Below are 25,880 nucleotides of genomic sequence, written 5' to 3'. Positions count from 1 at the left end.
TAAGGGCCATCCGCTGGCTAAGCGGATGACCCTCTCGAAACAAAACAGGAGTAAAAACTAATTGCTTATTGAAACAGTATTTGTCAGCGTTATATTTCCGCGCGGGTCGATATCCTGAACGGTCACCGTAACCTGGCTGACCGAATCGGCCGCGGGCGGCGTATTGAGCGTAAACCCTCTGGCCTCACCATACATATCGGTGGACTGGGTGCCGTTTGAGATCGAGCCGCCGCCGGTTACTGAAGCCACCAGCGTGTGATCGCCGAGCGGATTGTTCCAGCGATCCTTGATGGTCACTCCGAAGGCAACCTGGCCGTCGGCATTGGCCGAGGAAACGATATCAAGCACGCAGTTGGGCGTATAGGCCGGGCCTGTCAAAAGTGTGCACGGAATAGTTTCTACCAATAAATTGGCATAATTGGCCGTGACATAATCGATGGCGCCGATGCCATCATCCGACACGCCATTCATGGACCGATCATATTCCAGAGTCACTGAGGTAATAGAGCCCTTGACGCGCGAAGCCAGACAGCCATCCTGGACGGCGCCGCCGGAAGCGCTCAGGAGACCGGCTTCAACTTCGATTGCGGTCCCGCCGGCAACATAGTTCATATTATAATCGCGAACTTCGATATAAAAAGATTTCTTTTCCTTGCCATCGGCATTGATCGTGGTCGGAAAAACCGGGAATCCTGAGGCCGGATCGGTAATAAACCAGAAATACACCGGACTCGAAGTATTCAAAAAGTAACTGGTATCGGCCAGATCGCCGCCATTGGTTTCGGCAATAATCTCCACGACACCGTCGGCCAACGGATCATCATAACCCGAAATCCAGTAACTGGAGGCAATGCCTTCCTCGCTCTGGGTCCGCAGTAAATGGGCCATCATCGTGCCTTCATCACAGGTGAAGTAAACTGCTGTCGAATCGGCCACCGGATTATGATAAACATCGGAAACCAGGGCCACGACACCGACTCGCTCATTGATAACATTCCAGGTCGGGGAATTGCATTTTTCGGCTCCGATCGTCATGTAAGCCGGCGGGCCGGCATGAACCATAATCTGTGTCGCCGCCGAAAGAATGGTTTCGGCATAGGCGCGAATTCTTACTGTTCCAGAGACTGTCCCCGATGAAATCGGACAGGTGGCCACACCGCCGGCGTTGGTGGTGGCTATATAAGGACCATAGCCGACCGTGCCCAGATGTTCGCCGCCGCCCGGTCCGTCTGTGATAACAAACGAAATTTCGAGGCCTTCCGGTACCCGATTGCCATTGGCGTCATAGCCGGTGGCATAAAGGGTGGCCGCTTCAATACCGCCGGTAGCAACCACGGCCATATGAACCTCATCGCAGGCAAGTGATATGCTGCTGATGGAGGCATCTGGAGTAAGCTGCAGGCTGGTTTCGGTATACCCCTGGAAGTTATTTGCGGTGACTGTCGCCCGAATATAAACCGTTACCGCTTCGGTTCCGGAAATATACTGAGCGGTCGCCTGACCGTTGCTTCCAAGAACATAGGCCATTGAGGGAACGATACCGATGGGATCCCACTGATCATTGGGGATGGCATCATAAATTACGCTGTCGATCCCGGCCGAAAAATAGCCATTGCCGTCGATATCATCGAATTTTTCACCGGCGGCAAACATGACTATGGTCGATTCCGGGGCCGGATTGCCGGCGCCGTCACGAACCGTAACCGTCAGGGTCGACGATGAAAGCCCGTCCGCCAGAAGAAGTGACGGAGTCGTGGCAATATCAATATTACCGCTGCTGGGCAGCGACGAAGAATTAATCAGTACATTAACCGTCTGATAAACCGTCTCGGAAATTCTGGCGGTAACCACCGCAAGCCCGGATTGAACCGAGGTAAAGACGGTTGCGGCCACACCGTTTTCGTCGGTGGTGTCGACCGCCGGAGTGCAATATCCATATTCAGCGGGGACGGTGAAAGTGATAATCCTGTTGGGCAGCGGAGTAGAACCATCGGTGACAACCGCTTCAATAACGGTGGTGCTGCCGACTTCGACGGTGGACGGACTGGCCACAACAGTCTCAATTGTCAGACCGCTGGAGCGTTCCGAGTCATTCGAGGAACTGCTGCATCCTCCGATCAGATTGACCATAAGCATGGCACAAAACGCAAAGACAGCAATACCGAGTGAATACTTGGTGACTTTCATAATTACTCCCGATATGTTTAAAATTAGACTGAATTTCTCCCGTAATTTTCGAGATATTCTCTCATTAGTTTTATCGGAAAATCAGGGTTGTCTCTTAACCAAAAAAAACCCGCCTGAAGGCGGGTTTTTATCTGTATCTAATCAATGCGCTTAAGGAGCTGTTTCAACGCCCGCAAGATCATTCTCGACGATCGTCGGGGTCACGAAAATGACCAGGTCACGATTTTCCGTGCTTTTGGTGGTATAGCGGAAGATCGCACCCAGCAACGGAATGTCCTTCAAAATCGGTATTCCCGAGACCGCTTCCACTTCATCCTGGGTGGTCAGGCCGCCGATGACCGCTGTCTGACCGTTATTTACGACCACATTGGTCTCGGCATTATTGGTATTGATAACAATACCGCTCGGATCCGGCTCAAGGGTGCTGCGTTCCGGCATCAAATGCATAAGGATCTGATTGTCGGCCGTAATATGCGGCGTGACCTTGAGAATCGTTCCGACTTCTTCAAATTTGATTACGACATTGCCCGCCTCGTCAAACTGCTTGATCGGGACCTTTTGCCCCATCTGAATGCGGGCTTCCTTGTTCTCCACTGTGGTGATTTCCGGATGGGCAATAATCTTACCTTTACCCTCTGAGACAACTGCTGAAACAATGGCATCAACAGTCCAGCCGCGTCCAATTAGCCCAAGATCATAGGAAATAAACGGGTTGGTAACCTGATTGCCGTTTTGAGTACCGGTTTGAGTGATGGAGCGGGCATTATCGGCCCCATAGGTACTTATTCCGTTAGCCGTCCAATCAACACCGAACTCAAAGTCGTCATTACTATAGATTTCCAGAAGCTGGGCGGAGATACGGATTTGCCGCGCCGGTTTGTCCAACTCTTTAATGAAATTCACAACACTCGGGAGATTTTCCGGAACTTCCTGGATAATCAGAGAGTTGGTGTGTTCATCGGAGTCAACCTTACCCCGGTCACTCAGAAGCGATTTGACCGATTCTTTAATATCCGCGGCGGCGGTATTCGCCAGCCGGACGATTTTCACTTCCAGCTTGGCCAGCGTTACCTGCTCAAGTTTGTGCTTATTGATGTCACTCTGCTCGGAACGATATTTATCGGCCTGAAGAATCCGGATATACCCGGCTTTTTCCCAGACTACGGCCAGATTATAATTGCTGCCGATAATCTCAAGTGCCTGTTTCCAATAAACATTGCGAAGATTGATTGTAACGCTTCCCTGCACATCGGGCGCCACAACCACGTTTACCTTACCGTAATCAGCCAGGAATCTGATGACTGACCGAATTTCTGCCGCCTGAAACGACAGGTTTTCAATCGGCGCGCCTGGATCTTCAATCTGTGCTACAACCGTTCCGACCGGTCCCGAAGCAATGATAAGAACCAGGACGACCCAAAGATATTTGCTGAATTTAAGACTTTTCATATTTTAACCTGCCTTTCATTCGTTGTCTTCGAGATGAAGCGCCACGGTCCGGCTCCACCCGTATTCGAAGATTTGAAACAGTGCTTTATCGGAATAAATCTGTGAGACATATCCTTTCTTGACCTTATCTCCCGACTTGAGAATAAATCCGTATCCTTCCATATCCTCCAGCAGGGCCCGATTCTGGCCGTCGCTCGACTCCAAAACACCAACCAGATGGGTGGTTTCCACGTCCGGAATCCTTTTGTCCATCGGACCATCCGACTGCTTCGTCTCATCCATCAATGAGGCAAAGGGATCGCGGGATATTCCGGGAGTGTACTTAATAACCATTCGTTTCGGGAATTCGGCTACAATCGTACCTTTCAATTTTGCTGGAAAAGCAGGTTGACGACGGAACCGTGAGGTCGACTTTTCGTCTTCCTCATCCTGCTCCTCTTCCGGCTGTTCCTGAACCACCAGCTGGGCCGGATTTTCCTGGGCAGGAATATTATCCGCCGATTCGGGCTGCGCTTCATCGGTCTGTACCGGTTCCGGATTTACGACCGGAGCAGCCGCCTTATTATTATTCTGGGCCGGACTCGAACCTGAGGCCGCCAATTCGGTCTTGAGAGCCGCCTTTTCGGCGGGTTTATTTTCTTCCTTTTTCACCGGCTTATCAGGACTTGTCGGCTGACTTGTTTTTATCACTTCGGCGACAGGCTTGGCTGTCTCCGATGATTGAGCTGTCACTTTCTTCTCGGCGGCCGGCTTTTCTTCCGCTTTAACTACTACCGGCTTCTGTGCTTTCGGCTGCAACCAGTCTTGTTCAACAGGACCCGAACTCTGCGGTTTGTAGAAAGTAGTCTCGGGGGCAGCGGCCACTTGCGGAGTCTGCTTGGCTTCTTCCTTCGGTTTAGTTACAACTGCCGCGGTCTTCTGCGGCTTCGGCTCTTCCTTTTTGACCAATATCGGAGGTTTTTCGGCCGGGCTTTGCAGCTTTAAATTATCCACACTCGACCAAACCGGGAAATCGCTCCCCTTCGAATCGGGGATATAGACAAATACTGAATTGCCGGTTTTCTCTATTCTATAAACGGATTCCTCGTTCAAATCCAGAACCACTCGAACCGTTTTATTTGGATCGACCGCATACTGGCTGGATCTTATTGCCTTGACCATTTTCGGCGGCAGATCAAAGAATGATTTCTGACCAAGCTTGTGAATCGCCGGGAAAAGATCAATGATAACGCGGAACGGCTTGCCATCCTTGGCTTCTTCGGTCTGGTGCGTAAACTGGAACTGGGAAGAAGCGTCGATCCGGAAGACAAGTTCTCCATTCTGTCGATTCAACTGCACTGCGTCGATTTCGGCATCGGCGAAAGCCGCGGGGACAGCCAGCAATAATAGACAGATTATATAAAGTGTATTTTTCATCTTTATTACTCCTCCCGCTGCTTATATAGCCAGTTCCTGCAAACGCTCCTCCGGCTTGACAAAATAGGTGGAGAGAACGAATTTTGCATTGATGGTCTTCTTCTGACCGATAGTCTTTTTGTCATCGTTGCCCGGCGCCTTGTTGGGCGCCAGCGCCGCCGTTATCTCAACATCGGAGATATTGGCGATAAACGGGAAATTTGCCACATAACCAATGAATTTGCCGAAATCATGATAACTTCCGGTCATTTCAATCTGGAACCCGGCCACATTATAGAAATTCTCGGGCGCTGCCGGCTTGGGCTCGATCTTGGTGATTTTTGTTCCGGTCAATGAGGAAGCCGTATGCAACTGCACCAGAAATGACGGAATCTGTTTCACTTCGGGCAGAAGCTGTTCAATCTCATGATAACGACCAAGCAGGTCTTCATATTCCAGCTTGAGGGCATCAAGAGATTTAGACTTCATTTCGACATTCTTCAGATTGGTTATCATCGTGGAATACTCCTGGGTCATCTGAGTCAGACGCTGGTCATATGATGTATATAACCGGCTATACCAGAAATATGCGACAACCGCAAAGGCACAAACACCCATGAGTATTTTCTGAATTTTGGGATCTCTGAAATCCATGATGCCTCGCTAATTTATTTTTGAGTTAGGATCGGGGTCTTTTTGACCATATATCTTTATATCTTTTCCAGATCTTCGTCCGACAGATAATGAACATTACAACTTAACTTGAAATTGTATGCCTTCTGTTTTCCGAAGGTGAATTCTTCCGTATTAACAAGGTCAATATTATCAAAATAGTCCGATCTCATAAGTTTTATCATAAATGAGGCCAGGGCGTTAAGAGTAAAACCGAAACCTTCTATCTCGGCCGGTTTAATCTCTGCATTCACCTGTACCTGAGCCGCCGAAGTATCGTTGGCGGCTTTTTTCTGCTTTTGCTCCGTAAATTTCGCCAGCCAGATAAAATCCGGAACGTCTTTGGAAAGATCTTCAAGAATACGCACCCAGGCGCTGCGATGGCGATCCAGACGCTCGACGGCTTCAAGACGGTTGGTGATTTTGCCCTTGATATCCATCAAAGCATCGACCAGCCTGATATCCTTTTCAAGCTGAACCGTCCTGGCGCGGGCAATCTGCATCTGGCCGTCAAGTTCATTCATCTTGTAAAGCTGCCAGGCCGATACCGCCCCGAACATTAGCAGAATACCCACACCCGCAATAATCGTGTAGATACCGTGCTTGCCGAGTGAGAACCCGCCCGACCGTTTGCTGAACTGCTTTGGCAGAAGATTTATTTTAATCATGGTTGTCATGGCCTTACCTCACTTTTCTCATCGCCAGGCCGACCGGGACAGTCAGCATCGGTGCAATCTTCTCTGGTTCGAGGTACTGAAACATTTCCGGATCATAATCAATGTTGCGAAGAGGATTGAGAATTTCCAGAGGGATACTCAGCTTGGACTGGAGAAATTCCGGCAGATAGGGAACCAATGATCCGCCCCCGGCAAAAACCATCCAATCTATTTTATCGACTTTTGCCTGCGTTCTGAAGTAGGAAAAGGCCATTTCGAGACCGGATATCAGCTCCTCGGTCGATGATATAATCGTCGCCTTGAGCATATCCTGGTCGATCGAATCCTTCATCTCGCCCTTGATGGCCTTCCCGGCCAGCTCGGCGTTCAAACGAAATTCCTTCTGAATGGAATTATAGATTTCCCGGGTACCCGCCGAAATATCACGGGTCGAATGATACAATCCGTTGACGAGATATAAAATGTTTGTAACATCATAACCCATATTTACCAGGACCGTAATCCGCTCGGGGTCGATATCATAATTGTGCGCATAAGCATTCAATAGAGCAAAGGCGTCGATATCGACTACCACCGGACGCAGCCCGGCATCAAGAATCAACTCGATATACGAGTTGAGGAATTCGTTTCTGGCCGCGACAAGAAGTATTTCCTGCTTCTTGGTTTCTTCATCAACTCTGATTACATGATGATCCAGCGTAACATCTTCGACGTCGAAGGGCGATCGTTGCTCGGCTTCGAACAGGATAGCCTGTTCCGCTTCCGATCCGGATTTCTTGTCGATCATAAACTTATCGGTGATGACACCATACCCGGAAATCGACACGACAACATCTTTGATTTTGGGATCAACTTCGTCGATCAGGGACTGAATATTGTAGATTACCGCATCGCGATCCTTGATTTCATCCGAGACAATTGCCTCCGGAGGAAGTTCACGAATCCCAAGAGCGGTAACGGAATGGCTGCCCTTGCTTCTCTCAAGCTGAACCAGCTTGATCGAATTGGCGCCAATATCCAGCCCGACGGTGCTTTTACTACTTCGTGTGAATAACATAGGCGTCTCTTTATAATTGTCTTGTTTTATTCATCTTTACTATCTTATCGTCATCTATTTATCAAAATTTACTGCCGGATTTAACCGGCCGCCAAAATCGGCCCCAAAATTAAAGATTCTTAAAAAACCTATTTCCTTCTTTATCTTATCGGACGCGACCGTCCGTATATTAGCCCGTTTTTATCCTAAATTAAAAAAACCCCCGCATATTTCTGGCGGGGGTCTACCGGAGGATGAGAAAGAGGGAGCATCAATAATTATGAATATATTCTACCTTCGACTTGCCGGTGGATGCTAACACACTGGCAGATGAGGTGTTAACTATGCTGTTGCTGAGCGCTATCATGTAAATATAGCCGGAACCCGATGCCGACCCGTTCGGCTGGAAAATAACCGCCGAATTTGTAAATGTAGCATAGAGATAGATCATTTCCGGCGGCAGTGAATCGGCCATTATAAGAGAATCGGAGCCATCATCATAGGTGTAACTGGTCAGATTGGCCTGGTCCTGGAAAAAACTGATAATTCTTGCTTCGCTGTCAAAATAAACCCCAAAAGGCTCTTTCTTTGTAATAGCTTCGGAGCGGGCCGTCCGCAATAGCGAAACAACATCCTTGGTTTTACCGCGAAACTTTATTCTCTGAACACTTCTCTCAAATGACGGGGCCGCCATCGCCGCCAAAATCCCGATTATTACTACACTGGCCATCAATTCCAGCAAGGTTATACCGCGTTTAGATAATAGTCTCTTCATTTTCACCATTCCATCCATTTGTTATCTGTTTGATTAAGCATTTTGCATAAATTGTGCCTCGGAGCCCAAAATAATGGAGGCATCGAATGAAATAGATTAGCGCCTTGGCCGATAAGAAGTTATAATGAGTGGAAGATTAGAGAAATTCAGGAACCCTATCGGCTGGATGCCTGTTTTTCATAATATGTGTAGGACATCCCCCATATTAATTGCTTATTGCCAACAAATAATTGACAATCCGCGCATTTTATGTAAATTGATTAATATAGCCTACTTACCTGCTTGGAGATAAAGACCTGAAAGGACAAACCATGAAATCCCTTTTAAACAATTTACTCGCCGCTATTTTGATTATTATTACATATAGCGGGAGCGGTTTCTCTTTTGAAGCCGACTACCTGCAATCGGAGCCGGTTATTCTCGAAAAACCTCAAATGGTCCTCTCTGATGCCGCGGGTGATTATTTAAAAGCTATGGATAAAGCACGGGTCAAAGTATGGATCTTTTTCACCGACAAAGGAATAACCGATATCAGCCAGTTTCAAAAAGCCGCCTCCGGGATTACCTTTTCGGAACACGCCTCCAAGCGCCGGTCAAAAGTCGGACTGGATCACGTAACCTTCGCCGACCTGCCGGTTTCCACGGATTATGTCGACCGCATCAGAGATTTCGGCGGGGAACTGAAACGGGTCTCACGCTGGCTCAATGCCGCCAGTTTTGAAGTTGATATCAGTTCGCTCGAGACCATAAAAAATCTTTCTTTCGTTTATAAGATATCCCCGGTCTCAACTTTTAAAAGAGCTGAGATATCCGAGAATCAGGATGATGAACAGACCGAAAATCTAAAAATATCCCCGGACAGCAATGCACCTCTCGATTACGGGCAATCATATACACAGAATCAGATGATTAACGTTCCGGCCATGCATCTCATGGGGTACAACGGTCAGGGTGTTATTGTAGCCATGCTTGACGGCGGCTATCGGAAAACTCATGCCGCCTTCACCGGGATTATGAATGAAGGAAGAATGCTGGCCGAATATGATTTTATCTTCAACGACGGCAATACTCAAAATGAAGCCGAAGATACTCCCTCCCAGCATAATCATGGCACTTCAACCTGGTCGACGCTTGGCGGCTTCGCACCCGGAACCCTTATCGGGCCGGCCTACGGAGCCTCATTTCTGCTGGCCAAAACCGAAGATATGCGAAGCGAAACCGTGGTGGAGGAAGACAACTGGGTGGCCGGAATGGAATGGGCCGACTCGCTCGGCGTCGATGTAATTTCCACCTCCCTGGGATATTCCGACTGGTACACTTATGAGGATTTCGACGGCGTGACCGCTATCACCAGCGCCGCCGCCAGCACCGCCGCTTCGCTCGGCATTATCGTCTGTAATTCCATGGGCAATTCCGGCCCGGATTCGGGAACCTTAACCCCCCCGGCCGATGCTTTCGATATTCTTGCAGTCGGCGCGGTCAGTTCGTCGGAAATTATAGCCTATTTTTCCTCGAGGGGTCCGTCCTATGACGGTCGAACCAAACCGGAAGTCTGCGCCATGGGTGTCAGCACTCGCTGCGCCGAAGGTACCAGCGATACTTATTATACTTATAAAAACGGAACTTCGCTGTCAACGCCGCTGATCGGCGGAGCCTGTGCCATCCTGCTCTCGGCCAATCCTTCATTGACCCCGCTGCAAATAAGAAAAGCGCTGATGGAGACCGCCGACAATGCTGCGGCTCCCGATAATACTTACGGCTGGGGTATTATTGACGCCCTTCAAGCCTTTAATTGGGGCGCCAATTTCACCGCCGACACCACCCTGGGCCATGAAAATCTGACGGTCAATTTTCAGGACAGTTCAAGTGTCGATGTCATTTCCCGAAAGTGGTACTTTGGCGACGGCGATTCCTCGACTGCGGTGAATCCGACACATACGTACGACGCGGTCGGACGTTACAATGTCACCCTGACCGTTGTATCATCATCCGACGGTACCCTTACCCGTGCCAAAGAAGACTTTGTCACCGTTGTCGCCGATACCCTTTCATTCGTCAGTACTGCGGCCAATCCGGGCGATACCGCCGTCATGTCGGTTAATCTGGTCAACACCCAGGCCCTCAACAGCCTTATCATTCCGGTCAATTATGATGTCAATCCGGGTTTTCGCCTGGTCCGATTTTCTTCCGGCAACCGAACCAAAAATTTCGATACCATAACGGAATTGTACCATGACACTCTCACCGGTCAGCTCGTTTTTCAGTTAAAAGCCGATACCACCCTCAAGGGCATTCAGCTCTCCCCCGGTTCGGGCGAAGTGGCCCGTCTGCTGTTTGAAATCGCCGATGACGCCGTGCCCGGCGCCATTATTGAAGTGGATACCGGCTTCATCGACAATCAGGAGATTCTGCTGTCGAATCCCTCTCTTTGCTACGGGCCGGTTGTTTATTCCGGGGAAGTCTCTGCCATTTCCGCCCTGCGCGGCGATGCCGACAATTCCGGTGCATATAATCTGATGGACATCATTTTTCTGATAAATTATCTGTATCAGGGCGGCCCGGCGCCGGTCAGTCTGTTGGCCGCCGATGCCGATTCCAGCGGCTCAATAAATTTACTTGATATTATATTTTTAATTAATTATCTCTACCGGGACGGGCCCGGGCCCGGTGAATAATTTGCAAGAAAAAAGCCCTGTCATGCGACGGGGCTTTTTATTTGCCTGAATCAAGGCATTAAATCGTAAACTTGCCATCTTTGTAAAAGACCTTGCCGTCGGCAGCAATCTCGCCGCCCTTCTTCAGGTCGCAGACCATGTCCCAGTGAATGCCGGAGCGATTGACCCCGCCGGTTTCGGGATAAGCGGCGCCGACCGCCAGGTGACAGGTTCCGCCGATCTTTTCATCGAATAGGGTGTTCCGGGTGAACTTGGCAATCTCGTAGTTGGTCCCGATAGCGAACTCGCCCAGGCGACGCGCGCCTTCATCGGTGTCAAGCATCGCCAGCAGGAACTCCTCGTTCTTCTCCGCCGTAGCCTTGATCACTTTGCCGTCTTTGAAAGTGAAGACCACACCATCGGCCTCGCGTCCGGCCATAAAGGCAGGGAAAGTATATTTTATCGTTCCGTTGACCGAATCCTCGATCGGCGTGGTAAATATTTCACCATCGGGGAAATTCTCCTTGCCGCAGCAGTTGATCCACTTGCGCCCTTTAACACCCAGCTTCAAATCGGTTCCATCGGCCTTCAAATGAATCTGCTCGGCCCGATCGAGAATTTCGATCAGCCGCTGCTGTTCCTTTTCCATGCCCTTCCAGAAAGCCACCGGGTCATCATCATAAAGATGACCCGCGCGGTAAACGAACTCCTCATAATCATGCAGCGACATCTCGGCATCCTGGGCATGAGCTTCGGTCGGATACTGCGTCCCGGCCCAGTGCAGCTCGCCGCTTGCGGCCCGCGCAAAGAACCGGTTCATATATTTTTCATTGGCCTTGCCGAATATCTGCTGGCGCTTGGGATCGATGCCGCTGAGATACTTGGTATTGGTCGTGGCCCAGATACCCAGATAAGCATCAATTTTCTCGATTTCGAATTCACGGACGGGAGAAATATATTTCAATTGATCGTCGTTTCCATTCTTGAAGAAAAGTTCGTCGAGCTCAATCAATCGGATATCCGTATATACATTGGCGCCGATCTTCAGGGCTTCATCATATACCGCTTTGACCAGCGGCACCGCGACCGGCTCCGCCTTGATCTTGAACAACTGCCCCGGCTTGATTCCAAGCGAGTAATGCACAATAACCTTTGCAAGATTCTGCACTCTAATATCCATCATGACTCCTTTTTATATTTATTAAACTGCGCCCTCGAGTTTATTACAGGCGCTAATTGTTGTTTACGTCCCTCGATGTAATTAGTTCACAGCATTGTTTCTAAATGCACTGATTATACTCTAATATTTCATTCGTCTAATAGCGAATACCATAAATAAAGAGTGTATAAGGACCTGAATGGTGCAAACGGCCCGGCCAGCTTCTCCACCTTTTCATGAGTCGGATTATTTTTAAGCTTATACATATTTTTAACGGCCCGATGCAGACCTGAATCACCTAATGGCAGACAGTCCGCATGCCCGGCGCCCCTCATCAAAATATAATTTGCCGACCAGATACCGACACCGCGAATAGCCAATAAATCATTCAGGGCCTCATTATAATCCAACTCCCCTGATTTTTCAAGCTCCAAATTTCCTTCGGCAACTGCTTTCGACAGACCCAGCAGGTATTCCGCCTTGCGGTTCGAGAACTGCATCCCCCGCAATTGACTTACAGTCGCCTTAAGAAACTTCTCGGGCTCGGGGAATAAGGAATAGTCCCGGCCATTGATGCTTATAACTCGCCCATACTTTTGGGTGACTCTCATCTTAAGTGTGTAGGCAAAGTTAAGATTCACCTGCTGTCCCATTATGGCCCACGCCGCCGATTCAAAGATACTGGGCGTCAGGATCGGTTTTAATCCACGGAACCTGTTGATGACACTTTGCATGCGCCCTGACTTTGATGCCAGTTTATAAAACGGCCCCAGATCCAGACTGGATGAAATGATATGCCGCGCCAGTTTCAGGACTTCTTTTTTATCCACAACCCCGCCTTCAGGAAAGGACCACTCGACTGTCCCGGTCGGTTTTTCGATAGGGCCGGCAGTGGTAATAGTCAGAAGCACCGGCGTTCCGGCAATATTGATCATCCGATGAAAGCGGCCCTCGGCGCAATCGGCCTCTGATTCGAAACGGCAGGCGGTGGCAAACTTCAACGACAGTTTCATGTCGAACGGCGGATTAATCTCGATTTTCGCCCTGGCCATTACAATATTATCCGGATACTATTTAAGGATTGTCAGCAACTCGGCAAGACTTTCGATTATCATGTCCGGCCGGCTGGCCTCCAGGTCGCCATCCATGCCGAATGGCGAGTGGACCGCCATAACCGGCAATGAGGCGCCGCGCGCGGCAAAGACATCATTGGCGGTGTCGCCGATTACCACCGTATCATTCGAATTTCCGGACATCTCCCTGAGCAGCTTGATAAAAACTTCCGGATTCGGCTTGACCTTCACGACATCATCGGCCCCGGCATAAAAATGAAAAATGTCCTGCCAGTTATGCTTGCGAAGGATTTTCTCAATATGAATCCGAATCTTGGTCGTTCCTATGGCCATTTTGTAGCCGCGTTTCGACAGTTCCCGAATTACATGATCGACACCATCCAGCGGCACTGCCGAAGCCACCACTGTCTCTTTCGCTTTTTCCTGGAAATGTTTCCAGAACTCGGAATATGATCCGATCGAGAAAGCGCGAAACATGTCCTCGAGGGGATAACCGATATATTTCCTGATTTCCGGCCCCGATCTCTCTTCCTCGCCGAGTAACCGAAGCCCGTAATTGGTCGCTTCAATAACTCCTTCGGATGAATCAATAAGCGTCCCGTCAAGATCAAAAATGAGGTTTTTTATGCCGTTCAAGTTCATTTATATAACCTTTGTTTCATACTGCCGAACCTTAAAGGATTCCAAGATAGGCATGCCCGAAGGCTATGTCAACGCCGTTTCTCCATACAAAACAACTAATATATGATAAGGGATTGAACAATATTTCTGCAGATCATTGCATAATATTTGAATTTTTCATTGTCCGGCAACAGGATAATCCATTTTATATGGTGCATTTTCCATTGTTTTATTATAAGATTTATACCCGTTGCTCGGACACGGCTGCAATATCAAATATCGCAATGATTTATATTTATTGAGGGACCCGCAATAAAAAGTGAAACCAATTGTGCCTTATAAATGTTAAAAATACAAGAAGATAGAGCAGTAATATGGTGCCTATCTTGCTTGACAATAGTTATAAATAAGATAGATTGCCTTATGGCATCAAATTGGAGGTCAATGGAATGAAAAGATTCTCACTTTTGATCATATCTCTGACGGCATTCATGCTCGGTCTGATCTGGGCTGTCGGTTCCGGAGAAGCTTATCAGGGAAACCGTGCCACCGCTTCGAATAACTGGATTTTTGCGGATACGGTCAAAATCAATGTCGATGATGAAACCGCCGCCGGGGGATCAGAAGTTGAGCCCGTGGATTCCCGGGAAACCCTGCTTAAGGAAATTCGGAAATTGAACAGTGTCGTTTATGATATCAAAAACCGGTATATGGAAGAAGTTGACACCAAAGATTTGATCAATGCCGGAATCGAAGGCATGCTTCAGAATCTGGATCGTTTCTCCGTTTTGATGGAAAAGCAGTCGTATGACCGGCTGATGGAAAGCACTCACGGCAAATATGAAGGCCTCGGGATGGAAATAGATTCCCGTGATGACTATATAATTGTCGTCACTCCAATGGAAGGCACCCCCGCATATAACATGGGATTGCATCCGGGCGACCAGATTCGTGCCATCGACGGCGAATCCACCTACAAAATGACCACTTCCGACGCCTCCAAACTCATGCGCGGAACGGCCGGAACAAAAGTCAATCTCACGATTATGCGCCCGGGTCTGGCCAGCCCGCTTGACTTCGACGTCGAACGAGCCGTCATCGAACTTAAATCAGTGAACTATTACGGTGTCGTCGAAGGTACCAATATCGGTTATGTCAGGCTTTCACGCTTTGCCGAAGAGACCACCAATGAATTGATTGATGCCATTTCGGACCTTAAGAAACAGAATGTGGATGGTTTGATTTTCGACCTGCGCTCCAATGGCGGCGGACTGCTCCAACAGGCGGTTCAGGTGGCCGGTCTTTTTATGCAGGACGGGCGATTGGTCGTTTATTCCAAGGGCCAGTTCCCCGGCTCCGAAAAAAGATATTATTCCGGGATGAACGGCGCCACCACCGGTCTTGACACCACCCTCTTCCCGGAAAAACCGCTGGTGATGCTGGTTGATGAAGGAACCGCTTCCGCTTCCGAAATCGTTGCCGGCGCCATCCAGGACTGGGACCGCGGTGTCATAATGGGACATCGTACTTATGGCAAAGGCCTCGTCCAGCAGCTTTTCCCGGTCGGCGACGATGATGATAATCACCTCAAGCTGACCACCGCCCGATACTATATCCCTTCGGGCCGCTGTATTCAGAAACCGGAAGTCGAAAAGAAGGGTGATATGCATGCCGGTCTGGACGACATGGAACCGGAAGTCGATACGGTCGTTACCGATACTGTAAAATTGTCCGATAAAGAAGTTTTTTACACCAACGCCGGACGAACCGTCTATGGCGGCGGCGGAATCCTTCCCGATCTCGAGGTCGATGAGGCCCGCCCCTATGAACCGATCGAGATTAACCTCGAAAGAAAGACGATGTTCTTTGACTTCGCTGTCAAGTACGTAGCGGAGCATCCCGATGCGACCCGTAACATTGTCGTCACCGATGATATCGTGAATGACTTCAGATCGTACATTAAAGAAAAAGATTTCGCCTATAAAACCGCTTTGGAGGTTTCGCTGGATGAGATGAAGAAAATCGTCGATGAAGAAAAAAAGGACGATCTTTTCTCCGGCGCCCTGACTGAATTCTCCGGTCTGGTAGAGAAGGAAAAAGAAGCCGACTTTACCAAATCGATTGATTATATCCGGAAGGCCATCAAGCGGGAAATCGTGTCCAAGATCGGCGGCCAGCGGGCCGTTTACGAGGACGTTATTCTCAAGACTGATCCCGGCATTCTTAAAGCGGTCGAACTGCTGAAAAACAAATCGGAGTATTCCAAGATTTTTGAAGCGGGCCGTGATTACGGACGCAAGGCCCCCGATGAAAATTAAAAATTATTAGTGATAAAAAAGCCCGCCGGATGGCGGGCTTTTTTTATTTCAAATCAAATCGCTTCAGGTACCATTGCTTGTGTATCTTGACCAGGGTCATCTCCACCGGACGGCCGCCGTCGGTACTGTCCGCCAGAATACTGAATTGCACGATGGCTTTATTTTTGGTGTAATCGAAATTCCTGTTGCCGAAAGTATAGAAGGCATCGCGGCCCTGATATATGTCCTCGAGTATTTTGGTCGAATTGTATCCCTCATCATACGCCTCGGCAATGGTCATGGAATCGATCAGCGCCGCATTGTAATCTTTGACCGCCTGCTCGAATTTGGCCAGAAAATTCTTGATAATCGGAATCTCATCGCGAGGCGGTGCCTTCTCGTCACACCCAAGCGCTATCAATAACATGGAAATTGCAATCAAAACAATCGTACGTCTTGAGATACTCATTATTAATAATCCACTATTTGAAAAATGTAAAGATTAGCTTCCGGTTTTATCTTCCCGTCTTTTTCGAATTTATCAATCAGCTTTTCCGCCACATAACTCCAGAACCAGTAGCGGGCGCTCTTGGCCGCCGGATCATTGGCATTGCCGCCCCAGATATTGTTGAAGCTGGTGCGAAGCGTTTCGATATAGGCCGGGATGCCCTGTTCCAGCACCGTCAGGGCCTCATTGCACTTGACATCATTATAAGTATAGTACAACGGCTGCCGGTCCTGCGCAAACATCGAATTGATCGGATACCTGCCGCCGGCTTTAAGCTGCGGACTGCAGGTCACGTAAGAATCGACCACACCGCTGACAAATTTCTTTCCCTGGGGATCATTATCATAAAAATAAAAAGTCTTCGTCGAATATGTCGAATCGCCGACCACCAGATACATAAAGTCGCCGATCTCGACATCGCACAATCCGAGTCTCCTGTAACCGGAAAACGGCGCGCCGTTATTGAGAAAACTCTTTCCGATTCTATCCCAGAGAGAAATGGCCGTTATGACCGGGTGCTGATGATACAGCACCGAAGCGCCGTCGAAGAGATCATTGGGATCGCCCGTCATCTTACCCTGCTGAACCATTTCTTTAATTTCGTCATCAAAGGCCGGCAGATTGGCCATAATTATGTCATACAGGTTATTGATCGCAGGCGACGCCAGTTCCTTCAAGGCGGCCGCCTTATCGGTATCGATGACCGCCACGTTCGGCTTGAAAACATTGTTTTCCTGCTTAATGTAGTTCAACCCGATCAGGTCGGTAACCGTCTGCTTGACAAAGCCGGGATCGGTATTGAATGCCGCGGCGATGTCCTTGATATTCTGACCTCTTTGAAGCTGCAGGAGAATCAGCCGGTTGAAAAGATTGTCGAAGACTTCCGATTGCTCGACAAATAAGGGGATCTGAATGCCGGTATGCACCAGATTCGCCACCGGAGCAGGAACTTCCATATTAAGCGGAATATCCGTGCTGAAGATTAACTGCCTGGGCAGAGTATTATCCAGCGTATCGACGACATCATATATTGCGACTTGCACCACGCCCTTGCCGAATCCGCCCGGTATCCTGATTGGAATATCCAGCGGAAATGTCGTATCCGGGCCAATGATGAAATTCGCCTTCGAATGCCGGCTGGTCTCCTGGGACTGGCCCGAGAAAATGACCTTTGCCTCGGCATGTATAAATTTATAGTCGAGTTCATGGCTGGTTAATACGGCAGTGATTTTTTGCGGCCCCCACTGCATTCCGGATACTTTTAAATCACTGACTTCAAATTGAGAAGCAAACAGCCCCGGCGCCAGGATGAAAAAGATCATGCAGACTGTCACATTCCTGATTACACGCATCATTAACTCATGTCCTCCTCAAAATGTTGTGCCTTGCCGGCCAGTTGACCACAGGCGGCGGCAATGTCAAGCCCGCGGCTCTTGCGAACCGTAACCGCCGGAGCCAGAGGGTACAGGTACTTCCCGAAATTATCGACCTCTTCCTCCGAAGGACGTTTATAAGGCAGATTATCTATTGGATTATATGCAAGAATATTGATTTTGCAAGGAATTCCTTTGATTAATTGCGCCAGCGTGTCGGCATCCCCGGTCGAATCATTGAAATCCTTGAATAGAATATACTCGAAAGTCACCCTCTTTTTTCGCTGGTCGGCGAAATATCGGACCGCTTTCATTAATTCGTCAAGACCGTATTTCCGCGCGATCGGCATGATTTTCCGCCGTTTATCATCATCGGCCGCATGCAATGAAATCGCCAGGTTGACCTTCAGATCCGAGTCAGCCAGCGCGTAAATCTGCGGCACAATACCGACCGTCGATATCGTAATTTTCTTGGCCGAGACCGACAGCCCCAGTTCCGAAGAAATTATTTCGACCGATTTGATGACATTCTCATAATTGAGCAGCGGCTCACCCATGCCCATAAAAACAATATTGCGGAAAGCCTCTTCGCCGTACTTCTGTCTCAAAAAAAGCAACTGCCCGATAATCTCCCCGACCGTCAGATCGCGGCCGAAGCCCATCAAGCCGGTGGCACAAAAAGAACATTTAAGCGGGCATCCCGCCTGGCTGGAAATACATACCGTCCGCTTCTGCCCGTCCGGAATAAGCACCGACTCAATCAATTTTCCGTCGGACAGCCGAAATAAGTACTTCTCCGTGCCGTCCGATGATACCGCCACATCAGCCGCATCCAGGCCCTTGAAAAAATATCTCTTGGACAGCTTTTTTCTCAATTTTACCGACAAATCGGTCATCCGCTCAAAATCGCTTTCAAGCAGATTGTAGAACCATTTAAAAAGCTGGCGACTCTTATATTCCTTCTCCCCCATCTCCATCATCATTTGTCCCAGTTCGGAGAGAGAGACGCCGAGAAGATTTGTTTTTTCCATAAATAGCAATTTAAGGCCGAAAGGCCGTTTTTCAAAATATTTCGTGACTGATTACGATCAAGATATAAAAAAATGGCAGAGAATCTGCCATTTTATAAAAAATATCGGGGCTTTTCTATTTGCCCTTTTTTTCAAGCTTCTGATTAAGTTCGTCAACCTTCTTATTAAGGCGCTCCAGTTCCGCCATGATTTTCTTCTGCGGCATGTTATCGACCGCCTTTTTGATCTTGTCGAGAACTTTGCCGGCCTCTTTCTGGATCCCTGACGTCTCCTTAACGATCTTATCCTTCATTTTGCCGGTCGATTCCTCGGCCCGATCCAGAAGTTCCATAATGGCCTGCTTGCGGTCCGACTTGGAGATATCCCCTGCCTTGATCAGCGAATCAATAATCTCCTCGGCTTTTTTCTTGGTCACATTGTAAATACCAATTGAGGCCAGGAATGTGTTTTTCAAAATCGACATAGACTTTTCACCTCCTCTATTTATTACTTCGATTAAAACATCCTTCGATTCTTTAATATCCTCCCACCGGCGCACTTCTCCGACCAGAAGCTGGCTCAGGACGGCCAGCGTTATATCCGCCTCGCTTTCGCTGTCCACTATCTGAAACGGCATTCGCGAGCGAATGATATGACGCAGCTCATTATGCGTAATATACTCTTTTCGCTCGGTATCATAGAGGCGCCGGTTCTTATATCGCTTGATTATTCTCATAACAGTTATACGCTTCAGATACTAATAATATAGTGCGCCGCACAATAAAGTCAACAAAAAAAATTATTTTTAATGCTTGGCGGTCGACATCAGGATAATATTGATAATTTCGAGCAGTCTTTCGCAGGAGAACGGCTTCTTTATAAACATATCGCCGCCGACCTTGAACGAGCGCCCCTGGTCGTCGGAACGGTCCTTGCCGGTCAGAAAAACGACCGGGATATCGGCTGTCGGCGGATCACTTTTTAATTGATTGCAGATGCTGTAGCCGTCCGCGTCGGGCATCATTATGTCAAGAAGAATAACATCAGGCTTCTTTTCGCGGGCCTTCCTCAGGCCGTCCGTAGCCGTATTACCGACAATAACCTCATGACCGGCATTGGTCAAAAAAGCCTCGATTATCTCGGTAACCTGAGGTTCATCATCGATAACTAATATTCTTGACGTTTTCACTTTCTCATTCAAACTCATTGACCCACCCTTTTATTACATTTCTCTTCTGTCTCTATCGGCAAAAAAGAACTTTTATTGATAAGAACTTTCAATAATTCATAAAAGAATGGCAAAATATGAGGTTTCGATGACGGCCTGACAGGCTCATTAATAGAATTCGGGATGGCGGTCGGAAAATATCTCGTTGCGCGGTGTAATTTGTTTATTATCAGCCAGTTGAGGATCGATCTCCATCTCCAACCAGCCGACCTCATTCTCTTCAAGCCCGCCCAAAATACGGCCGTCGGGTGCAATAATACGTGATTTTCCGATAAATGTCAGTGATTGGCCGGTTCGATTCTCTGTGCCGATCCGGTTGCAGGTTATGGTAAAGACGTTATTTTCCAGCGCCCTGGTAATCATGGCGTCGGGGCAGTGCGGCAGGACCAGGTTGGACGGATGGCAGATTATTTGGGCTCCGTCAAGCGCCAGCCGGCGGGCCGCTTCGGGAAAACGCCAGTCGAAACAAATCATCAGGCCGATTTTCGATCCTTTATATTCAAACACTGAAAAACCTTCCCGGCCCGGCTCAAAAATCTCTTTTTCAGTGTTGAACAGATGGATTTTTCGGTATTTATGATAGCGCCCATAAGGAAAAACGGCTATCGCCGAATTAAATAACCGCCCCTTATCGACTTCCGGAAATCCGTAGACAACCAGCGCCTTCCTGTCGGCGGCTAGTTTTTTCATTTTCTCATAAGTGAAACCTTCGCCGGCCGGGTCGGCCAGAGACAAAGCTTCCTCGACACTGATAAATTGATAGCCGGTGGCAAACAGTTCAGGCAGAACAAGAAGATCAAAATCCCGATCCTCCGAGGCCGCCAGCATCGAATCAATGTTTCTTTCTATTTCGCCGAATGCCGGAGAGTTCTGAAATAATGCAACTTTCACCAAATACTCCCATATACAGGTCATTATATATTATGAAAACAACAATTTAATTGCAACCGCTAAGGTATAAATCTATATTGGATGGAATGACTGAAGAAAAAGCCAAAGAACGGAATATCATCACCAATCGTAAAGCTTTTCGCGATTATGAGATAATCGAAAAACGCGAGGCCGGAATTGAGTTGATGGGCAGTGAAGTGAAATCGCTTCGCGCCGGCAAAGTAAATCTGTCCGACAGCTATGCCGTGGTCGAAGGCGGCGAAGTGATTCTCTACCATTTGCATATTTCACCCTATGAATTTGCGGGCCAGGAAGGTCATGATCCGATGCGGCCCAGAAGGCTTCTCCTTCATAAAAAAGAAATCAGGCGCCTTCTGGGGGCCGTCAACGAAAAGGGCTTCACGCTGGTACCGCTGCGCATTTACTTTAAGGGGCCGCGTGTAAAAATCGAACTCGCCACCGCCCGGGGGCGTAAAAAATATGACAAACGCGACCAAATAGCCAAACGTGAGGCCGACCGGGCCATTGAAAGGGCACATCGCAGAAAATTATAAAGAGATATTCATGAGAAGATTTTTACTCCTGACAATTTTAATACCTTTATTGTCAATCGCTGTCCCGCAGGCTTCGGATATCACCGTCCAGCTATCCGGCGGCCTGGAAAAAATAGAATCTTTCGAGGAATTCAATCTCGATTATTTTTCGATTTCTCAATTATCGGAGATTCTCGGTGAGAGAATTAACTGGGATATTGTCGGTATTTCGGCCGTTTTGGAAACTGAGGGACATCGCGTCGTCTTTTTCATAAATTCGCCGTATATCAGAATCGACGACTCGGTCAAAAATCTCACTTATCCGGTCCAAACGCGCCAGGGCGCATTGTTCGTGCCGGCCGGAATATTTCTTCCCATGTTCGATGTCATCCGTCCCGAGTTAATCACCTGGGATGTAGAATCCCGCCGCATAAGAATCGATTCGGACTGGTATAGCATAACCGATCTGGCGTTGTCGCCCAAAGCCAATGGTTTGCTTATTGAGATTTTTGTCACCGAGCCGAGAGGTTATGAAATTTATATCTCCGAAGGCAACTGGCTCAACGTGACCGTGCCGGGCGGGACCGTCAACCAGCGACAGGTTCTCAGCCGTCGCAATAATAAATACCTGAGAGATATCAGCGTCTCCCAATTCGAGGAAGCCGCCCAGATTTCACTGCGGCTCCGGCAGCCGATCGGCAAGTACACCCATCGCTTTCAATCCAATCCCCCCCGTATCCAGATATCGATGATCGATACCATGGCGGCTCCGATCGTGCAAAACAAAGTTGACAACGTCGGACCCGACGAGAAAATCGATAAAATCATAATCGATGCCGGTCATGGCGGCACCGACTTCGGCGCCATCGGCCTCAAAAAAACACAGGAAAAAGAAATTGTCCTTGATATTGCCAAACGTCTGGCCAAAATTATCCGGAAAGAAAAACTCTTTGAAGTTGTCATGACCCGCGAAAACGATAATTATGTCCCCCTTGAGGACCGCACCCGCATCGCCAATAATGGCGGCGGCGATGTTTATATATCCGTTCACGCCAATGCCTCCCCCAATCGCTCCGCCCAAGGCTTCCAGGTTTTTTTCCTCGCCCCGGCCAAAAATGATGCCGGCCGCGCCGCCGCCCAGCTCGAAAACGCATCATTCCTGGCCGAAATGTCGAACAATTCCGGGCAGTCGGGCGATAATCTGAGCATCATTCTCAGCGATATGATCCAGACCGAATTTCAGGTTGAGTCGGCCGATTTAGCGGCGATGGTGGACAAGGAATTCCGGTCAAAATTATCGGATTTTACAAAGGCCCGGGGTATCGACCAGGCAGGATTCATCGTCCTCAACGGCGTTTACATGCCGTCTATTCTGGTCGAGGCCGCATTTTTGACAAATCAAAATGATGAGAAATTGCTGAAAAGCAAAAATTATAGACAGGAAGTCGCCGAGGCTATTTATGCCGGGCTTAAAAGATTTAAGGCCAAATACGAGAAGAAATAATGACACATGAAGAATTACAAAATAAACCGATCGGGGTGTTTGATTCCGGAGTCGGCGGCTTGACGGTGGTCGCCGAGATTTTCAAACTGCTCCCGGGGGAAAATATCGTCTATTTCGGAGACGTCGGCCGTTCACCTTACGGCGGGCGCTCCAAAGAAACAATTATCAATTTTGCACGCCAGGATGTCCGGTTTCTCATGGAACATCAGGTCAAGATTTTAATCGTTGCCTGTAACTCGGTCTCGGCCGTAGCGCTGGATACGCTTCAGGAAGAATTCGATATCGATATCCTGGGAGTGATCGAACCGGGGGCCGAGGCCGCCATGAATCAATCCAAAAACAACCGGATCGGCATTATCGGAACCAAGGCAACCATCGGGTCAGACAGTTACGCCCGCGCCATACAACGCCGGCGACAGGAAACCAAGGTCTTTTCGCTGGCCTGCCCTTTGTTCGTGCCGCTCGCGGAAGAAGGATATATCGAAAAAGAGGCGACGCATCTGATTGCGCACGACTACCTCAAAACTCTCCTCGACCTCGACATCGATACTCTCATTCTCGGCTGCACGCATTACCCGCTCCTCAAGACGGTAATCGGAAAAGTGATGGGTGAAAATGTCAGGCTGATAGATTCCGCCGAAGAAACCGCCCGCGAACTGGCCGCCGTACTGTCGGTCAGGAACCTGCTTCGTCCATCGGGCCGGGAGGCGATGCATAAATTCTATGTCTCCGATGTGCCCGACAAATTTTCGCAGATTGCCGAGCGTTTTCTGGGGCGTCATATTAACAATATCACCAGAGTGGATATTACAAGGTATTGATATGGATCTGATCAAAGCCAAAATCGAACAAGCGATTGATATTCTTAATGAACTGGATATCGATCTCTGGCTCATTTTCTGCCGCGAATCAAGCATGATGGCCGACCCCGCCCTCGATCTGGTCGTGGGACATAAGGTCGTCTGGCAGTCCGCTTTCTTTATTTCCAGAACGGGCGATACTCTGGCGCTGGTCGGAAATTTCGATGCCGCCGACTTCGAAAAATCGCGCCGATTCGGGACGGTGCAACCTTATGTCGAAGATTGCGGCAAAGAAATCAAACGCGTCGTCAAAAAATTCAATCCGGGAAAACTGGCTCTCAATTATTCCGTTAATGACATCGCCGCCGACGGCCTTTCACATGGCATGTACCTTCTGTTGCTCGAATATCTGAAAGGCACGCCATATCCGGAGAGGATCGTGTCATCGGAGCCGATTATCTACCTGCTTCGGGGACGAAAAATTCCGCAGGAAATCAGCCTGATTTCAGCCGCCGCCTTTATGGCGACCGATTGCTGGCGCGAATCGATTGGGCAAATCAAAACCGGCCTGACCGAAATGGAAATCGCCGGAATCATCGACGCCAACATCCGCAAGCTGGGCGGTGTTAATTCCTTCGATACCATTGTCAATGCCGGAGCCAAAACCAGCCCCGGGCATGGGCATCCCACCGAAGCGGTCCTGGAGCCGGGCGATCTGCTCCACATCGATTTCGGGGCCAGAGTGGAAGGCTTTTGCTCCGATATCCAGAGGCTCGCCTATTTCAAACGGGCCAATGAATCAAGGGCCCCGGCTGTGCTGACCAAAGCCTTCAACAAGATTAGAAGCATTATTGATGAAACATCAAAACTTTACAAACCGGGCGTGAAGGGATTTACCATCGATGCCGCCGCCCGCAAAATGCTGACCGATGACGGTTACCCGGAATACCAGCATGCCCTCGGCCATCAAATCGGCCGCTCGGTGCATGACGGCGCCGCCATCGTCGGTCCCAAATGGAAACGCTACGGAGTTACCCCGAAAATTCCGCTTGAAGAAAATAACGCCTTTACCGTCGAACTGGGCATCGAACTGGAAGGTATCGGATATGTGGGGCTTGAAGAGGACCTGGCCGTTACGCAGAATGGAGGCAAATTCCTATGTCCAAGACAAACCGAATTAATTGTCATATAAAATTATCAGTCGCTGTCATTCTTATTCTTGCACTATCTGTCGGCTGCGGAGCGCCGCCGCAAAAAATTACCAAACTGATACCGACCGAATGTACTCCGATGAATCTGACCGTCCAGCCGAATGATCGGCAGCTATATCTCAAGTGGAACACCGACTGCCCCGACAGCATTCTCCTGTCCGGCTACTATATCTATATCTCCGACAAACCGCTTTATGAAAAATACGGGCAGGGCAAACCGCCCCGCTCTCCGAAGCCGTTCAATGACGCGGTCTATCCCGGTGATACCGATCCGGAAGATAAATTCGAGACAATCACAATCGATAATCTGGATAATGGCGTCGAGTACTATGTCTCGGTCAGAACTGTCCTGGCCGACCAGTCGGTATCGATGTCATCCAATGAAGTCGGCATCATTTGCCGCCCGGAAGGCGAATTCATCCTTGCCTTCAGGTACAGCGATTTGAATGACGGCTTTTCCTTTGCATTGGGGACGGCCATTCGAGCCGACGGTGAAGAGAATGATCTTTATTTCTACAGTAAGGACGGTGTCGATTATATCGCCTCGCCGCATCGCCTGAACGGCTTCTTAAGAAAATCCGACTTTTATTCACTGGGAAAAACAAAGGACATCTATCAGTACCCGGAATTTACGCTGGATATCCCCCCGGTCGACCGGATGCCTGTCCGCGAAGGGGAATCGTACCTTGTTAAGACCGCCGAAGGCAATTTCGCCAAAATGAGAATAGAAGGCATTGCCGGAGAAGGTAAAAGCCGGGCCATGAAGATTCGGTACATCTATCAAACGATCCCGGGTCTGATGCGTTTCTAAATTAAATTTGACTCGT

Annotated in this window: 23 protein-coding genes; 7 read left to right on the top strand and 16 right to left on the bottom strand. The window is 48.9% G+C overall.

What is annotated here, in order from left to right:
- Nucleotides 1–57: 57 nt before the first annotated feature.
- The 7 genes from CVT49_11580 to CVT49_11550 all read right to left on the bottom strand — a co-directional run bounded on the left by CVT49_11580 (nt 58) and on the right by CVT49_11550 (nt 8,209).
- Nucleotides 58–2,187 carry a hypothetical protein gene (locus CVT49_11580; GenBank protein ID PKK82825.1) on the bottom strand — a complete coding sequence of 710 codons (2,130 nt, stop codon included), beginning with the start codon at nt 2,185–2,187 and terminating at the stop codon, nt 58–60.
- A gap of 150 nt (nt 2,188–2,337) precedes the next feature.
- The gene (locus tag CVT49_11575) at nt 2,338–3,636 is read right to left on the bottom strand and encodes a hypothetical protein (protein PKK82824.1); all 1,299 of its coding nucleotides are present in this window, start codon (nt 3,634–3,636) and stop codon (nt 2,338–2,340) included.
- A 15-nt stretch (nt 3,637–3,651) separates the two neighbouring features.
- Nucleotides 3,652–5,052 carry a hypothetical protein gene (locus tag CVT49_11570; protein ID PKK82823.1) on the bottom strand — a complete coding sequence of 467 codons (1,401 nt, stop codon included), beginning with the start codon at nt 5,050–5,052 and terminating at the stop codon, nt 3,652–3,654.
- 21 nt (nt 5,053–5,073) lie between these two features.
- Entirely contained in the window at nt 5,074–5,685 is a 612-nt protein-coding gene (locus CVT49_11565; GenBank protein PKK82822.1) for a hypothetical protein, read from the bottom strand.
- A 56-nt stretch (nt 5,686–5,741) separates the two neighbouring features.
- Nucleotides 5,742–6,380: a hypothetical protein gene (locus tag CVT49_11560; GenBank protein PKK82821.1), complete on the bottom strand. Its 639-nt coding sequence runs from the start codon at nt 6,378–6,380 to the stop codon at nt 5,742–5,744.
- Between the two features lie 4 nt (nt 6,381–6,384).
- Nucleotides 6,385–7,437 (bottom strand): hypothetical protein, encoded by a 1,053-nt coding sequence (locus CVT49_11555; GenBank protein ID PKK82820.1) that lies wholly within the window; start codon nt 7,435–7,437, stop codon nt 6,385–6,387.
- 250 nt (nt 7,438–7,687) lie between these two features.
- On the bottom strand, nt 7,688–8,209 hold the full coding sequence (locus CVT49_11550; GenBank protein PKK82873.1) for a hypothetical protein: 522 nt from the start codon (nt 8,207–8,209) through the stop codon (nt 7,688–7,690).
- A 293-nt stretch (nt 8,210–8,502) separates the two neighbouring features.
- Between CVT49_11550 and CVT49_11545 the strand changes: the two genes are divergently transcribed.
- Nucleotides 8,503–10,866, top strand: coding sequence for a hypothetical protein (locus tag CVT49_11545; protein PKK82819.1), 2,364 nt, complete (start codon nt 8,503–8,505; stop codon nt 10,864–10,866).
- Nucleotides 10,867–10,924: 58 nt separating this feature from the next.
- On the opposite strand, the gene CVT49_11540 is transcribed toward CVT49_11545, so the two are convergent.
- The 3 genes from CVT49_11540 to CVT49_11530 form a co-directional block, all read right to left on the bottom strand.
- Nucleotides 10,925–12,028: an aminopeptidase gene (locus tag CVT49_11540; protein ID PKK82818.1), complete on the bottom strand. Its 1,104-nt coding sequence runs from the start codon at nt 12,026–12,028 to the stop codon at nt 10,925–10,927.
- A 125-nt stretch (nt 12,029–12,153) separates the two neighbouring features.
- Nucleotides 12,154–13,056: a hypothetical protein gene (locus CVT49_11535; GenBank protein ID PKK82817.1), complete on the bottom strand. Its 903-nt coding sequence runs from the start codon at nt 13,054–13,056 to the stop codon at nt 12,154–12,156.
- An 18-nt stretch (nt 13,057–13,074) separates the two neighbouring features.
- Entirely contained in the window at nt 13,075–13,719 is a 645-nt protein-coding gene (locus tag CVT49_11530; protein ID PKK82816.1) for a hypothetical protein, read from the bottom strand.
- Between the two features lie 428 nt (nt 13,720–14,147).
- On the opposite strand from CVT49_11530, the gene CVT49_11525 reads away from it, so the two are divergent.
- Nucleotides 14,148–16,016, top strand: a complete 1,869-nt coding sequence (locus tag CVT49_11525) for a hypothetical protein (protein ID PKK82815.1) — start codon at nt 14,148–14,150, stop codon at nt 16,014–16,016.
- Between the two features lie 43 nt (nt 16,017–16,059).
- Here the strand turns inward: CVT49_11525 and CVT49_11520 are convergent, their stop codons facing one another.
- The 6 genes from CVT49_11520 to CVT49_11495 all read right to left on the bottom strand — a co-directional run bounded on the left by CVT49_11520 (nt 16,060) and on the right by CVT49_11495 (nt 21,005).
- The gene (locus CVT49_11520) at nt 16,060–16,422 is read right to left on the bottom strand and encodes a hypothetical protein (protein ID PKK82814.1); all 363 of its coding nucleotides are present in this window, start codon (nt 16,420–16,422) and stop codon (nt 16,060–16,062) included.
- A gap of 44 nt (nt 16,423–16,466) precedes the next feature.
- On the bottom strand, nt 16,467–17,858 hold the full coding sequence (locus CVT49_11515; GenBank protein ID PKK82813.1) for a hypothetical protein: 1,392 nt from the start codon (nt 17,856–17,858) through the stop codon (nt 16,467–16,469).
- Nucleotides 17,858–18,907: a 23S rRNA (adenine(2503)-C(2))-methyltransferase RlmN gene (rlmN, locus tag CVT49_11510; protein PKK82812.1), complete on the bottom strand. Its 1,050-nt coding sequence runs from the start codon at nt 18,905–18,907 to the stop codon at nt 17,858–17,860. The genes CVT49_11515 and rlmN overlap by 1 nt, the downstream gene beginning before the upstream one ends.
- 115 nt (nt 18,908–19,022) lie before the next feature.
- Nucleotides 19,023–19,622, bottom strand: coding sequence for a hypothetical protein (locus tag CVT49_11505; GenBank protein PKK82811.1), 600 nt, complete (start codon nt 19,620–19,622; stop codon nt 19,023–19,025).
- Nucleotides 19,623–19,691: 69 nt separating this feature from the next.
- The gene (locus CVT49_11500) at nt 19,692–20,093 is read right to left on the bottom strand and encodes a response regulator (GenBank protein PKK82810.1); all 402 of its coding nucleotides are present in this window, start codon (nt 20,091–20,093) and stop codon (nt 19,692–19,694) included.
- Nucleotides 20,094–20,222: 129 nt separating this feature from the next.
- Nucleotides 20,223–21,005 (bottom strand): hypothetical protein, encoded by a 783-nt coding sequence (locus tag CVT49_11495; GenBank protein PKK82872.1) that lies wholly within the window; start codon nt 21,003–21,005, stop codon nt 20,223–20,225.
- A gap of 86 nt (nt 21,006–21,091) precedes the next feature.
- Here CVT49_11495 and CVT49_11490 point away from each other — a divergent pair, with 86 nt between their 5' ends.
- The 5 genes from CVT49_11490 to CVT49_11470 are packed head-to-tail and all read left to right on the top strand — an operon-like array spanning nt 21,092 to nt 25,864.
- Nucleotides 21,092–21,559, top strand: coding sequence for an SsrA-binding protein (locus CVT49_11490; protein PKK82809.1), 468 nt, complete (start codon nt 21,092–21,094; stop codon nt 21,557–21,559).
- Complete coding sequence (locus tag CVT49_11485) at nt 21,531–23,042, top strand: hypothetical protein (protein ID PKK82808.1); 1,512 nt, start codon at nt 21,531–21,533, stop codon at nt 23,040–23,042. Before CVT49_11490 ends, CVT49_11485 begins: the two co-directional genes overlap by 29 nt.
- On the top strand, nt 23,042–23,863 hold the full coding sequence (locus CVT49_11480; protein PKK82807.1) for a glutamate racemase: 822 nt from the start codon (nt 23,042–23,044) through the stop codon (nt 23,861–23,863). The genes CVT49_11485 and CVT49_11480 overlap by 1 nt, the downstream gene beginning before the upstream one ends.
- Nucleotides 23,766–25,034, top strand: a complete 1,269-nt coding sequence (locus CVT49_11475) for an aminopeptidase P family protein (GenBank protein ID PKK82806.1) — start codon at nt 23,766–23,768, stop codon at nt 25,032–25,034. The genes CVT49_11480 and CVT49_11475 overlap by 98 nt, the downstream gene beginning before the upstream one ends.
- Complete coding sequence (locus CVT49_11470) at nt 25,001–25,864, top strand: hypothetical protein (GenBank protein ID PKK82805.1); 864 nt, start codon at nt 25,001–25,003, stop codon at nt 25,862–25,864. Before CVT49_11475 ends, CVT49_11470 begins: the two co-directional genes overlap by 34 nt.
- Nucleotides 25,865–25,880: the final 16 nt, after the last annotated feature.

The sequence above is a fragment of the candidate division Zixibacteria bacterium HGW-Zixibacteria-1 genome (assembly GCA_002838945.1).
GTDB lineage: Bacteria > Zixibacteria > MSB-5A5 > GN15 > PGXB01 > PGXB01.
Note: the sequence above shows the minus strand (reverse complement) of the source record. Positions and strands in the feature narration are given on the sequence as shown.